Raw genomic sequence first — 13584 nt, 5'->3', positions numbered from 1 at the left:
GCAGGGAAAGGGGTGGGGGAGTGGGCCGAGGGAGTCAGCCGTGCAGGCCGAGAGCTCCGCCGGTGTCGAGCCGGAGCAGCTGCTCGATCTCGTGGGCGGCCGGTCGCAGCACGGCGAGCGCGTCGGCCGTGGTGATGCGCTCACGTGGTCCGTGCACGCTGAGGGCCGCGACGACCTGGTTGCCGGTGCGGCACAGCGGGACGGCGAGCGCGGCGATGCCGTCCTCGTCGTCATCGGTGGACGTCGCCCACCGGGTGCCGTTGACGACGGTGAGTTCGTCGGCGTCGGGCAGGGTGACACCGCGGGTGCGCAGCGGCTCCGTGATGTCCTCGGCGGACAGTGCCGCGAGCAGGCGTCCGGACGCGCTGGTGGTCAGGCTCAGCCGGTCGCCGAGGAGCAGCGTGGCGTGCAGGGACCGGCCCGGATCGGCGCGCTGGACGACCCGCGCGGTGTCCGTGTCGAGCACGGCGATGCTGACGACCTCGCCCGCCTGCCGCGCGGCGCGTTCGAGCAGCGGAGCCGTGCGCTCACCGATGCCGGCCTGGCGCAGTGCGGCGTGACCCAGATGGGCCGGACGCAATGTCAACCGGTAGGAGCCGTCCGGGAGTTGTTCCATCCAGCCGGCCGTCTCCAGGGTGACCAGCTGGCGGTGTGTCTCGGCCCGCGATGTGCCCATGGCCCGGGCGAGGGACGAGACCCGGACGGGTTCCGTCGCGTCGGCCAGCGAGTCGAGCAGGGCCAGTGCCTTCACGACCGTGGCCAGGGGAGGTGTGGCGGGCCGCGAGGGTCCCGGCGTCGCGGAGCTTGTCACAGTATTCATGACACCGTCTTTCTTTGAGAGACGGCGGGACTTTAGGGAGTGGCCGGGGGTTGCACAAGGGGTTGGGGCATTGAATCCAGATCGGGCGGTGTGTGGCCGACCGGTGTGCGGCCGGTGTGTGGGCCCGGCGGGTGCCGCACGCATTGCGATTACATTAGGTTAGCCTTGCCTAATATTTACTCACTGGATCGGCAGGGAGACCGCACCGATGTCCTCGCTCAACAGACGTGTCCACCGCACCGCGGCGAGAGCTGCCGCCCTTGCGGCCTGCACGGCGTTCACGCTGACGGAACCCGCCGCCGCGGCTGCCGGCTCGACGCTCAAGTCCGCGCCGCTCGCCCCCGGCCTGTACCAGTCCGCGTACTCCGAGAGGAACGACGTGCTCTGGGCGACCAGTTCGGTGGGGCAGCCGCCGGCGCCGGTCACGGACTCGGGGTTGGTGCGTCTCGACCCCGACACACTCGAGGTGGAGGCGACGTACCCCACGCCCCTCGACGGCAGCGATGACACCATCGAAGCCGCCTACGGCATCGATGTGGACGACGAGCACAACACGGTGTGGGTCACGAACACACGCAACGACAGCATCGCCGTGTACAGCCAGAGGATGGGCCGCCACCTCGCGACCGTGCCCGGTGTCGCGCACGCCCGCGAGATCGTCGTCGACGAGAAGCGGGACACCGTGTGGGCCACGGCGTTCGGCACCGGCTCGGTCGTCGCCTTCAACACCCGTACGTACAAGGAGACTCGGCGAGTCACCGTCGAGGGATCGGGCCCGACGGGCCTCGCGGTGAACGAACGCACCGGAGCGGTCCACGCCACCGACTTCACGCACGACCGCATCATCCGGATCACCCCCGGCTCCTCCGAGCCACGCCTCCTCCCCACGGGAGACGGCCCCCTGTCCATAGCCCTGTCCGCGAACGGCCGCACCGCCTACACGGCCGACCAGGGGGCGGGTGGTGTGTCGGTCGTGGACCTGCGCAAGGGCGCGGTCGTCAGGTCGATAGCCACCGGGCAGGGCGCCAAGTCCCTTGCTCCGGTGGGGCGTTCGGCGCGCGTACTGGTCGTCAACCGGCTCGACGGCAGTGTGTCCGTGGTCGACACGCGCTCCGGGGCCGTCAAGGAAACCATCGCCACCAACGCCCTGCCCAATCACGTCCACATGAGCGACGCGAGCACCGCCTTCCTCCTGGACAAGTCGGCTGCCGGGCCGAACGGTGAGGATCATGTCAGCCGGATCGATGTGGCCGGCTGACACCACCGGCCTGAGCGCGCCCGGTTGACGCCAGCGGCCTGGAAGCGCGCCCGGCTGACGTCAACGACCAGGGGGGGAGTGCGCCCGGCTTCCGGTCAGCGCATCGTCGACTCGATGCGGTCGACCTCGTCCTTGGCCTCCTTGAGGCCCGCGCCGGTCGCCTCGCGGTAGGCCTTGACCGCCGGGATCTTCTTGCCGTCCCGCAGCAGTGCCCGTACGCGGTCGAGGTCCGGGCCGACCATGTCGGTGTCGATGCCCAGGTGCTCGATGACCAGGTCCAACTTCCGCTCGACGCGGGCGGTCCTGCGGTCGGCGCGGTCGACCTTGCGCTCGATGGTGCCGACCGCGATGAGCACGCCGACCAGGAGGAGTATTGCTGCGATATCCATAATCGGTGATCCTAGGCAACGCGGATGGGCGGATGACGCGAACGGTGCGCGAGCCGCCGTACGCCGTTGGATCCTGGGACCATGACCGACCCGACCCATGACCCCCGCTTCCTCCGGGACCCCTATCCGGCCTACGCGGCCCTGCGCGCCACGTGCCCGGTGCTGGCCGTTCCGGCAGGCTCCGGCGGCCGGACCAACTACGTGGTCACCGGGTACGAGGAGGCCCGGGAAGCCCTCCACGACGCCCGGCTCTCGAAGGACACGGCGACCTTCTTCGCCGGCAGGGAATCGAGCCGACGCCTGCACCCCGCGGTCGCCCACACCATGCTCGCCAGCGACCCACCCCGGCACACCCGGCTTCGGCGACTGGTGACGAAGGCGTTCACGACGGGGGCCGTGGCGCGGCTGCGTCCGTTCATCGCCCGCGTCACCGATGAACTGCTGGACTCGTGGCACATCGGCGTACCGTTCGACTTCATGGCAGGCGTGGCGGTGCCGCTCCCGGTCGTCGTGATCTGCGAACTGCTCGGAGTCCCGCCGGCCGACCGGCCCGACGTCCAGCGCTGGTCCGCGGACCTCTTCGCGGCGGGTGAACCCGACGTGATCGACGCGGCCTCACACGCGCTGGCGGCGTACATGACGGACCTGATCGCCGCCAAACGCCTGGACGCCGGCAGCTCCCTCCTGGACCGGCTCATCGCGGCTCGCGACGGAGAGGACCGCCTGAGCGAACACGAACTCGTCTCCCTGGCGGTGCTGTTGCTCGTGGCGGGCCACGAAACCACCACCAACGCCCTCGGCAACGCAGTCCTGGCACTGCTCAAGCACCCGGCCCAACTGCACCGCCTCCGCCGAAACCCGGACGAGATCCCTGGCGCCCTGGACGAGCTCCTCCGCTTAGACTCCGCGGTGAGCACGTCCACCTTTCGATTCACCACAGAGGCCGTCACCCTCGGCGGCACGGACATCCCTGCCGGAGCCCCGGTGTCGGTGGCTCTCGGAGCGGCGAACCGGGACCCGGCGCGGTTCCCGGAGCCGGACGCACTCCACCTGGATCGGGACGCCGCAGCCCACCTCGCCTTCGGCCACGGAATCCACCGCTGCGTCGGCGCACCCTTGGCCAAGGCGGAGCTGGAGATCGCACTGCGAGCCGTCCTGGCGCACGCTCCCGGCCTCCACCTCGCCGTACCGGCAGAGGAGTTGGTGTGGCGACGCACCCGCCTCGTACGCGGACTGTCGTCGCTGCCCCTCGTGGCCTCGGAGGCCACCGAAATCCCGCTGGTGCGGTCCCGTCCCACCCAGTAAGGTCAGGATCTTCACGCGGCGGTGGCCGTGCTGGAGTCCTTGAAGGTACGGGTGCCCCTCATGCGTCCAGCCGACCACCCCGCCCGCCGCGGACTCGACGTCGCTCTGGCCCAACTCACCACGGTCTTCCGCGGAATGACCGCACGCCCGGACGAGGCGAACTGCGAGTGTCACTGGGGGAGCGCGGAGGAGCTGGCGCTGCTCAAGACGCCCGGCGTGGAGTTGGATCCGGACCTCTTGCGCCGCACCTGGCAGGCCGTCGACTGGACGGATCACGGGGCGGTGCTGCGCCGCATCCTGCCGCAGTTCGCCCCTGCCCTGGTGGCCGGTCGCGTCGATCCGCTCTTCGGTCTTGAAGAGGCGGGGGATTCCTTCGCCCGTGGCCGCTGGCAGCGGTGGCCCGCTGAACAGGCCGGTGCGGTACGCGAGTTTCTGCACGCCTGGTGGGTGCAGAGCCTCACGGACCCGGACGCGGCCGTCCCGGCACACCAGGTCCTGGCGATGTGCGCCGAGGCGTCCGGCACGGTCACACCCTGGCTCGCCGCCTGGGAGCGGCAGACCGGTCCCCTCAGCGACCAGCGGCTCGCGGAGGCCGCGGAGGAATGGGAGTACGAGCTGCTGGGCGACCAACTCCCGTGGTTCGTCAACTGGTACGAGAACGACGAGGATCGGATGAGCGCCGACCTGGCGGCCTGGCTCCACGGCCACGCGGCGGCGCGGCTCCGTGCCTCCGGCGCCGCACCGGAACTGCTGCGCCGGATAGGACTGCTCGCACTCACCGGCGAGGACCGCTGGACGCACCCGCACTGGCCGGGGCATCGCTACTGACGCCCGGCGGGACGTGGCCGGCGGGCGCGCTCCAGCACGTCATGGCTGCCATCAGGCCGATCAGGCCGATGATGCCCATCAGATCGATGATGCCGATGACATCAGCCCAGTGACATACGCATCCAACCGCCCCTCCACCACCCCCGTCGTCAGCTCCGTCCGTCCCGCCTCCCGCCACGGCCGCGCCACCACCTGCACCTCTTCGCTGAACGCGAGCGCATCACGGACTCGCCAGTACAACCGCTCACCTGCATCGCGCGCGAGCACCCCACCGGCCTCCTCGTACGCGTCGGCGAACCGCTGCCCCCACTCCGGTCCGTGCAGCAACGCGAGATTGGTGCAGCTGTGCGCCACGTCAAGGTCCGTCGGGCCCCAGGAGGCTCCGGCCCAGTCGACGACTCCGGTGATCCGGGTCGGGGGTGTGTCGAACAGGACGTTGCCGAGGTGGAAGTCCCGGTGCAGGAAGCGTCCTTCGTAGGGAGGTGTGGGCTCACGGATGAGGTCGATCGCCGCGGCCCATGCGGTGGAGTCGGCGCCCTCGGGGACCACGACGGTGTCGGCGGTGGTCAACGCCTCGTACTTCGGGGGCTGTTCGTCGGGGCACACCGCATGGATTGCCGCGAGTTGACGTGCGAGCAGCCGGACGCGCTCGCCCAGCCCTTCGTCGCCGAGAAGCGCACGGCCCGGCAGATGTGTCATCAGGAGCGAGGGGTACTCGCAGTGCGCCGCGGTCGGGTCGGCCGCGATCAGCCCGGGTGCCGCTACGTCGGTCGCCCCCGCCAGCACGGCCAGCGCCCCGGCCTCCCTGTCCAGCGCCTCCTCGGCACGGTCCACGAAGAACGGGTCCACGTAACTCCGCAGCACCAACTCGCGGGCGCCGCCGCCCCGCGCGGCGACGGTCAGCTTCCGCATTTCTGCGGTGACACCACCGTGCAGGGCCTCGACGCGCACGATCCGCTCACCGGCGTCGGCATCAAGGAATCGTCGTACCCACGCCGACGTCGACGGCCGGACCGTGGCCGACCTATCGGCCGTCTCATCGTGATTGATCACCGTGTCACCGCATCATCCGGAGGACGGCACGCACAAGTGCATTTCGCCCGACGTCGCGGCAAGTTGTGCGGCCCATCGAACGTCGCGCGAAAGGTATTGACGCCCGTTTCGGCCGTGTGAACTATGGCCTGACTACGCAGTCAGGCCCGCAGGTCAATCACCGGAGGGCGCATGCCGACCACCATGACCGACGTGGCCCGAGCGGCCGGCGTCTCGCAGAAGACGGTGTCCCGCGTCGTCAACGGTGAGCCGTATGTGAGCGCGGAGATCCGCAAACGCGTGCACCGGGCCATCCGCGAGCTCGACTTCCGCCCCAACAACACGGCCCGCGCGCTGCTCCGAGGCAGGCACCGCCGAATCGGTGTGATCTCGCTCGGCAGCGCGCACTACGGGCCCACCACTCTCCTCATGGCTCTGGAGCGGGCCATGCAGCGGGCCGGCTACGCGTTCTCGCTGGCCGGAACCCGTGACGGCCGGGACCGGAGTCTCGCCGCGGCCGTCGCCGCACTGCTGGCCGAGGGGGTCGACGGCGTCGTGCTGTCGGAGCCCGTCGATGACGGTTCGCCGCTCCGGTTCCGCTGCGACGTGCCGATGGTGAGTCTGGGCGAACCTGTGGAACCGTCCGGCGCCGCGAGTGCCGTGGTCAGCGCCGACGGTGTGGCCGACGCCCGGGCCGCAACCGAGCACCTCCTCGCCCTCGGTCACCGGACCGTCTCGCACATCCCCGGCCCCGACAACTGGTTCAGCGCCCGCGACCGCGAGCGCGGCTGGCGTGCGGCGCTGGCGGCGGCCGGTGCCCCGGCGCCGCCGCTCGCACCCGCAGGCGACTGGACCGCGGCCTCCGGCTACCGCGCGGCCCGGCAACTCGCCCGCGATCGCGAGGTCACCGCCGTCTTCGCCGCCAACGACGAGATGGCACTCGGCGCCCTGCGCGCCTTCACCGAGGCCGGGCGCCGCGTACCCGAGGACGTCAGCGTCGTCGGTTTCGACGACACACCGGCGGCCGCCTACCTCACCCCGCCGCTGACCACCGTCCGCCAGGACTTCGAGACCGTCGCGACCCGCGCCGTCGAGGTCCTGACAGCCATGATCGAGGGCAAGCCACACCAGGCTGAACGCCCCGAACTGGCAAGTGAGTTGATCGTGCGGGCATCCACCGCACCACGATCCCGACCCTGTCCGCGCAACCCGCAATCCGCAACGGACACCGTCGCCCCCCCAAAAAAACCACTCCACCCCGAGCCGCCACCTCCACCTCGACCGCTCGCCCACCCGACCACCGTCCCGCCGCACCCTGATTCGCGGCGCTCTCGGGCTCGGTGCCACCACCGCCCTTGCCGCCTGCGGTCGTGGTGCCACCACACCCCGTACATCGGGCGACGTCACCCTCGCGCTGTGGACCCATGACCAGAACTACGAGGAGTTCTTCACCCGTTCCATCCCGGCCGCCGACCGGCTCACCGACTTCGCGTACCACCTGAGCACCACCCGGGCCGGCGCCCCCGACCTGGTCACCAAGCTGCTGGCGCAAGCCGTCGCCGAGCGCGGTGTGCCGGACGTGGTCGGCTTCGAGATGAGCGCCTTTCCGCGGATGCTGCGCGGTGACATCGCCGAGCGACTGCTGCGCGACCTCGGCGAGGACGTGGCGAGGACACCGGGCCTGAAAGAGGACCTGCTGCCCGCGCGCACCGCCCCGTTCAGCAAGGACGGCAAGCTGTACGGCCTGGACTCGGACACCCCGTTGATCGTGCACTACTACCAGCAGGCTGTCTCCTACAAAAATGGGTACTAGTTTGTGAGCCATGGCTACGGCTCACGTGAAGCGGGCGTACAAGTACCGCTTCTATCCGACGGATGCGCAGGCAGCGGAGCTGTCGCGCACCTTCGGCTGCGTGAGGAAGGTCTACAACCTGGCGCTCGCCGCACGCACCGAAGCGTGGGTGATCCGGCAGGAGCGGGTGAATTACAACGCCACCTCGGCGATGCTCACCGCCTGGAAGAAGACCGAGGAACTCGCGTACCTCAACGACGTCTCCTCGGTCCCCCTCCAGCAATGCCTGCGGCACCTCCAGGCGGCGTACGGCAACTTCTTCGCGAAGCGTGCGAAGTATCCGCACTTCAAGTCGAAGAAGAAGTCGAAGGCATCCGCCGAGTACACGACCAGCGCCTTCCGCTTCCGTGACGGCAGGCTGACTCTCGCGAAGATGACGGAACCGCTGGACATCGTGTGGTCGAGGCCGCTGCCCGAAGGTGCGGCGCCTTCCTCGGTGACCGTGTCCCGCGATGCGGCCGGCCGCTGGTTTGCCTCCTTGCTCGTCGAGGACCCCACGGTGCAGCCGCTTCCTTGCACGGATACGGCGGTTGGTATCGACGTCGGGCTGAACCACCTGCTGACCCTGTCGACCGGGGAGAAAGTAGCCAACCCGCGCCATGAGCGTGCCGACCGTGTCCGCCTGGCGAAGGCTCAGCGGACGCTGGCGAAGAAGGGCAAGGGCAGCAGCAACCGGGCCAAGGCCCGACTGAAGGTTGCGAAGATCCACGCCCGGATCGCCGACCGGCGCCGGGACAACCTGCACAAGCTGACGACCCGTCTCGTGCGTGAGAACCAAACGCTCGTGATCGAGGACCTGACCGTCCGCAACATGGTCAAGAACCGGACTCTGGCCCGCGCCATCTCGGATGCCGCATGGTCGGAGTTCCGCAGCATGCTGGAGTACAAGGCCGACTGGTACGGCCGCGACGTGGTCGTGGTCGACCGGTTCTTCCCGTCCTCCAAGCTGTGCTCGAACTGCGGCACCATGCAGAGCAAGATGCCGCTGAACGTTCGCACCTGGACGTGTGACTGCGGGGCGGCCCACGACCGGGACGTGAACGCAGCGAAGAACCTGAGGGCCGCCGGGCTGGCGGTCTCTGCCTGTGGAGCTGGTGTAAGACCTCAACGGAGTACTCCGGGCGGGCAGTCGGCTGTGAAACAGGAAAACCACGGGGCGACCCGTGGAATCCCCCGCTTTTAGGCGGGGGAGGAAGTCAAGATGCAGCAGTACATCGTGCAGAGCGTCCCGGACGAGATCCTGGAGGCCGCCCGCATCGACGGCGCGAGTGAGTTCGGGATCTTCCGGCGCGTGGTGCTGCCACTGCTGCGCCCCTCGCTCGGAGCCCTCGGTGTCTGGCAGTTCCTGCAGAGCTACAACAGCTTCCTGTGGCCGCTCGTCCTGGTCTCCGACAGCTCCCAGTACACCCTTCCGCTCGGGCTGCAGACCCTCTTCCGCGCCGAGAACCGGCAGTACGACCTGGTCCTCGCCGGATCCGTGCTCGCGGTGCTCCCCGCCGTCCTCGTCTTCGTCCTCCTGCGCAAGCAACTCCTGGAGGGTCTGTCCACGGGCGCGGTCAAGGGCTGACACCAACGGTCCACGCACCACCGACTCACGCACCACCGACCCACGCACCACCAACTCTCGTATAGGAGAAGCATGTTCGACCTCCCGAACCGGGTCCTGTTCGGTGCCGCCTACTACCACGAGTACCAGCCGCACGACCGGCTCAAGGACGACCTCGACCAGATGGCCGAGGCGCACTTCACCGTCATCCGGGTCGGCGAGTCCGTCTGGTCGACCTGGGAACCCGACAACGGCCGCTTCGACCTCGACTGGCTGCGGCCCGTGCTCGACGGCGCCCACGAGCGCGGCATCTCCGTGGTCCTGGGCACCCCGACGTACGCCGTGCCGCCGTGGCTCGCCCGCCTCTACCCGGAGATCGCGGGGGAGCGGAGGACGGGGCAGCGGATCGGCTGGGGCGCCCGTCAGGAGGTCGACTTCACCCACCCCGCGTTCCGCTTCCACGCCGAACGAGTCATCCGCAAGATCATCGGCCGCTACGCCACCCACCCCGCCGTCATCGGTTTCCAGGTCGACAACGAACCCGGCAACGAACTCCTCCACAACCACGGTGTCTTCCAGCAGTTCACCGACCGGCTGCGCGCCCAGTACGGCGACGTGGAGACCCTGAACCGCGAATGGGGCCTGGTCTACTGGTCGCACCGGCTCGCCACCTGGGCCGACCTGTGGACCCCGGACAACAACGCCCAGCCGCAGTACGACCTGGCCTGGCGCCGCTTCCAGGCCGACCTCACGACCGAGTTCATCGGCTGGCAGGCGGACATCGTGCGCGAGTACGCGCGCCCCGACCAGTTCGTCACCACCTGCATCTCCTACGAGCGTCCCGGCATCGAGGACGAGCAGCTGACGCGCCGCCTCGACGTCACCGCCGGCAATCCCTACTACGCGATGCAGGACGGACTCGCCCACCCCGAGGGACCGCAGACGCCGCAGGGCTGGACGACCTCCGGCACCTGGGCCCTGTACCGCAGCGCGGACCGCATGTACTCCTCGCGCCAGGAGCCGTTCCTCGTCACCGAGACCAACGCCCAGGCCATCGGCGGGAGTCACCACAACCGGCCGGCGTACGACGGCCAGTACCGGCAGGCCGCCTGGGCGCTGATCTCACGCGGGGCCTCGATGATCGAGTACTGGCACTGGCACACCTTGCACTTCGGCACCGAGACCTACTGGGGCGGCGTGCTGCCGCACAACGGCCGCCCCGGTCGCGTCTACCGTGAACTCGCCACGCTCGGAGCCGAGTTGGAGACGGCGGGCGATCTGGTGGCGGGCCTGACCCCGGACGCCGACGTCGCCTTCCTCTATGCGGGTCCCAGCAAGTGGGCGTTGCAGGCCCAGCCCCCGCTGGCACGGGCGGACGGGGGAGCGGATCCGAACGCGTACCAGACCATCTTCGACGCCTTCTACCGCGGCGCCTTCGACGCCGGTCTCCAGGCCCGGGTGCTGCACCCGGCCCAACTGCCGGACGCCGCCGACCTGCCACGCGTACTGGTCGCCCCCGCTTACTACGCGGCCGACGACGCCACCCTCGATCTCCTCGCCGCCTACGCCGAGCGGGGCGGCCACCTGATCATCGGCCCGCGGACCGCGTACGCCGACCACGAGGCCCGCGCCCGCACGGACGACCAGCCCGCGCGACTCGCGGAGGCCGCCGGGGTGACCTACGACGAGTTCAGCAACCTGACGACACCGCTCACCGTTCGCGGTACGGACACCTTCCCGCTCCCCGAGGAGGCGCATGCGCTCCACTGGGCGGACGGGCTGACGCCGCGCGGCGCGCAGATCCTCGCGTCGTACGAGCATCCGCACTTCGGCCGCTGGCCCGCCGTCACCACACACCCGCACGGGGCCGGCCGCATCACCTACGTGGGCACGGTGCCTGACCCGGAGTTGGGGCGCTCCCTGTTCCGCTGGTCCGCGCCGGAGACGTCCTGGAACCCGGAAGCTCGAACCGTCACGGCGACGTCCGCCACCGCGCGGGACGGTCGCCGGGTCCGCTTCCTGCACAACTGGTCCTGGGAGCCGCGGTCGTTCACGGTGCCGCAGGCGGCGCGCGACGTTCTGACGGGCGCCGTCCACGAGCCCGGGAGCGACATCGCGCTGGGACCGTGGGACGTACGAGTACTGGAGGAGACGACCCGGTAGGACACACTCCACCGCGGGCGTGGGGCGCGGCCCCCGTGAACGAGGAGCCGCGCCCCACCACCTCAGTTCCCGGCCACCGCAGGCGGCGCCGCGTTCGTGCCCCAAGCCGTCGGCTTGTCCGACAGCTTGACGCCGATCGTGCCCGCGCCGAGCAGGTCCTTGTGGGAGAGCCAGCTCTGGCGCAGCGGCGTGCCCTTGCCCGTGGTGACGGACGAGACGTACTGCAGCTTCGACGCGTCCGCGCCCGGTGCCTCGATGCTGATGCTGCGGCCGTGCGCCGGACGGATCTCGACCTTGTCGAACATCGGGGCCGACAGGACGTACTTCGCCGAGCCGGGCTGGACCTCGAAGACGCCGGCCATGGCGAAGACGAGCAGCGACGACGTGGCGCCGAGGTCGTCGTTGCCGGGCATACCGTACGGGTCGTCGGTGAACAGCGTCCGCATGGCCCGCAGCACCGAGGAGGTCTTCCACGGGGTGTCGGTCCACGCGTACATCCACGGGGCGTGGAAGTCGGGCTCGTTGTTCGGGTTGAACGCGAAGTTGTTGTGGTAGTCGTACGCCCCCGTCACCCACGATTCCTTGGCGGCCTTCGCCGGGTCGCTGAGCACGGTCGGCATGTCGAAGAACTTGTCGAGCCGCTGCTCGGCGGCCTTCTTGCCGCCCATCAGGCTGTACAGGGCCCCCGGGTTCTGCTGTGCGAGCCACTGGTACTGCCAGGCCGTGCCCTCGTGGAAGGCGCCTGCCTTGGCCGGGTCGGTGTCACCGGCGGTGCTGCCGTCCGCGTTCCTCGTCACGGGGAACCCGGTGAAGCCCTGCGAAGTGACGCCGGAGTCCCACAGCTTGGTGAAGTTGTCGCAGCGCGAGGCGAGCGTCGCGGCCTTGTCCTTGTGGCCGAGACCGTCCGCCATCGTGGACAGGGCGCAGTCGCCGAGCGCGTACTCCAGCGTGGCAGAGCCCGCCTGGCGGCTGTCCCCGAACTTGTAGCCGGGCAGATCCTGGTAGCCGACGAAGCCGTTCTTCACGTACGTCGGGTTGCCGTCGCGGCCACGGAAGGTGGACTGGTCGGCGGGGACCTCGTTGACGTTCTTCCAGAGCGCGTCGAAGAGCTCGCGCGAGGTGCTGTGGTCGAGCAGTCCGCGGTTGTAGAGGTCGACGACGAACGGGGTGACGGGGTCGCCGCTCATCACGTTCGTCTCACTGTTGCCGAGGCTCCAGCGCGGCAGCCAGCCGGCGTCCTTGTAGACACGCAGCAGCGACTTGGCCATGTCGGCGGCCTTGTCCGGGTGCAGCAGCGCGACCAGTTGGTTCTGCGAGCGGTATGTGTCCCACAGCGAGAACATTTGGTAGTACGTGGAATCCGAGCGATGCACCTTGTCGTCGAGGCCGCGATAGCGGTTGTCGACGTCGGAGCCGATCGAGGGGTGCAGCAGCGAGCGGTACAGCGCGCTGTAGTACGTGCGCTGGTCGGCGGTGGAGCCGCCGGCGACCCGCATCCGGTTCAGCTCGCCCTGCCACGCGTCGTGCGCTCCGGAGCGGGCCCGGTCGAACGAACTCGGCTGCTCGGCGCCCCGGTTGAGGCGCGCGCCGTCGACCGAGGTGTAGGACAGGCCCACCGACGCGCCGACCTTGTCGCCCTTGGACGGGTCGAACGACAGCCAGGCACCCGCGCGCTTGTCGCCCCGCGAGGCCTCGCGCTGGTTCGGGGTGAGCGTGCCGTCGCTCCACGTGCCGAACTTCGAGAACGACCGGTTGAACTTGGCGCTGAAGAAGACCCGGTAGCGCTCCTTGCCGGTCTCCCCGCAGAAGTTGCCGCCCTGGACCCAGCCTTCGACGGTGTTGTCGCCGACGACCTTGATGTCACCGGCGTAGGTGCTGCCGTTGCTCTCCCCGGCCTCGATGAGGACGTTCTCCGCGCCCGAACCGCTGGGGAAGGTGTAGCGGTGCTGGCCGGTCCGCTTGGTCGCCGACAGCTCGGCCTTGATGCCGTTGTCGAACTTCACGCCGTAGTAGCCGGGTGAGCGGGTCTCGTTGTCGTGGCTGAACTTCGCGCCGTACTGCGCCGGATCGGACGACGTGACGTCGCCGGTGGTCGGCATGAACCGGATGTTGCCCATCGTCTGGCAGCCGACACCCGAGAGGTGTGTGTGGCTGAAGCCGAGGATCTTGTCCTGCGCGTAGTCGTACGAGGCGTACTTGTTCAGCTGTGTGTCGGGGCTCAACTGGACCATGCCGAAGGGCGTGGTCGCGCCGGGGAAGGTGGTTCCGTCGCCGTTGTTGCCGATCGACGTGTCTACCAGGCTGGTCGGGTCGGAGGCGAAGCCGGGCCCCGCTTCCTCGGCGCTCGCGACGCCGGGGGTGAGGGACGCGGCGGCCACGGTGGTGACGATG

12 protein-coding genes are annotated in these 13584 nt (G+C 69.7%); 8 read left to right on the top strand and 4 right to left on the bottom strand.

Features of this window, described 5'->3' with window-relative positions:
• Nucleotides 1–34: 34 nt before the first annotated feature.
• Nucleotides 35–820, bottom strand: coding sequence for an IclR family transcriptional regulator (locus ACIRHA_RS17765; protein WP_403846191.1), 786 nt, complete (start codon nt 818–820; stop codon nt 35–37).
• 208 nt (nt 821–1028) lie between these two features.
• Here ACIRHA_RS17765 and ACIRHA_RS17760 point away from each other — a divergent pair, with 208 nt between their 5' ends.
• A complete protein-coding gene (locus tag ACIRHA_RS17760; RefSeq protein ID WP_403846188.1) occupies nt 1029–2078 on the top strand; it encodes a YncE family protein in 1050 nt (349 codons plus the stop codon).
• A 95-nt stretch (nt 2079–2173) separates the two neighbouring features.
• Here the strand turns inward: ACIRHA_RS17760 and ACIRHA_RS17755 are convergent, their stop codons facing one another.
• Entirely contained in the window at nt 2174–2467 is a 294-nt protein-coding gene (locus tag ACIRHA_RS17755) for a ribosomal protein L7/L12 (protein WP_403846185.1), read from the bottom strand.
• Nucleotides 2468–2548: 81 nt separating this feature from the next.
• On the opposite strand from ACIRHA_RS17755, the gene ACIRHA_RS17750 reads away from it, so the two are divergent.
• Nucleotides 2549–3772 (top strand): cytochrome P450, encoded by a 1224-nt coding sequence (locus ACIRHA_RS17750; RefSeq protein WP_403846182.1) that lies wholly within the window; start codon nt 2549–2551, stop codon nt 3770–3772.
• Between the two features lie 60 nt (nt 3773–3832).
• Nucleotides 3833–4600, top strand: coding sequence for a hypothetical protein (locus ACIRHA_RS17745; RefSeq protein WP_403846180.1), 768 nt, complete (start codon nt 3833–3835; stop codon nt 4598–4600).
• 78 nt (nt 4601–4678) lie between these two features.
• Here the strand turns inward: ACIRHA_RS17745 and ACIRHA_RS17740 are convergent, their stop codons facing one another.
• Nucleotides 4679–5650 (bottom strand): phosphotransferase family protein, encoded by a 972-nt coding sequence (locus ACIRHA_RS17740; RefSeq protein WP_403846524.1) that lies wholly within the window; start codon nt 5648–5650, stop codon nt 4679–4681.
• A 174-nt stretch (nt 5651–5824) separates the two neighbouring features.
• On the opposite strand from ACIRHA_RS17740, the gene ACIRHA_RS17735 reads away from it, so the two are divergent.
• The 5 genes from ACIRHA_RS17735 to ACIRHA_RS17715 all read left to right on the top strand — a co-directional run bounded on the left by ACIRHA_RS17735 (nt 5825) and on the right by ACIRHA_RS17715 (nt 11193).
• Nucleotides 5825–7060 carry a LacI family DNA-binding transcriptional regulator gene (locus tag ACIRHA_RS17735; RefSeq protein ID WP_403846177.1) on the top strand — a complete coding sequence of 412 codons (1236 nt, stop codon included), beginning with the start codon at nt 5825–5827 and terminating at the stop codon, nt 7058–7060.
• 166 nt (nt 7061–7226) lie between these two features.
• Complete coding sequence (locus ACIRHA_RS17730; RefSeq protein ID WP_403846175.1) at nt 7227–7445, top strand: hypothetical protein; 219 nt, start codon at nt 7227–7229, stop codon at nt 7443–7445.
• 10 nt (nt 7446–7455) lie between these two features.
• On the top strand, nt 7456–8667 hold the full coding sequence (locus tag ACIRHA_RS17725; protein ID WP_403846172.1) for an RNA-guided endonuclease InsQ/TnpB family protein: 1212 nt from the start codon (nt 7456–7458) through the stop codon (nt 8665–8667).
• A gap of 18 nt (nt 8668–8685) precedes the next feature.
• Nucleotides 8686–9051 carry a carbohydrate ABC transporter permease gene (locus ACIRHA_RS17720; protein WP_328631066.1) on the top strand — a complete coding sequence of 122 codons (366 nt, stop codon included), beginning with the start codon at nt 8686–8688 and terminating at the stop codon, nt 9049–9051.
• A 72-nt stretch (nt 9052–9123) separates the two neighbouring features.
• Nucleotides 9124–11193 (top strand): beta-galactosidase, encoded by a 2070-nt coding sequence (locus ACIRHA_RS17715; RefSeq protein WP_403846168.1) that lies wholly within the window; start codon nt 9124–9126, stop codon nt 11191–11193.
• Between the two features lie 62 nt (nt 11194–11255).
• Here the strand turns inward: ACIRHA_RS17715 and ACIRHA_RS17710 are convergent, their stop codons facing one another.
• Nucleotides 11256–13571, bottom strand: coding sequence for a GH92 family glycosyl hydrolase (locus tag ACIRHA_RS17710; protein WP_403846165.1), 2316 nt, complete (start codon nt 13569–13571; stop codon nt 11256–11258).
• Between the last annotated feature and the right edge of the window lie 13 nt (nt 13572–13584).

The organism is Streptomyces sp. NPDC102360, from assembly GCF_044766085.1.
Classification (GTDB): Bacteria; Actinomycetota; Actinomycetes; order Streptomycetales; family Streptomycetaceae; genus Streptomyces.
Note: the sequence above shows the minus strand (reverse complement) of the source record. Positions and strands in the feature narration are given on the sequence as shown.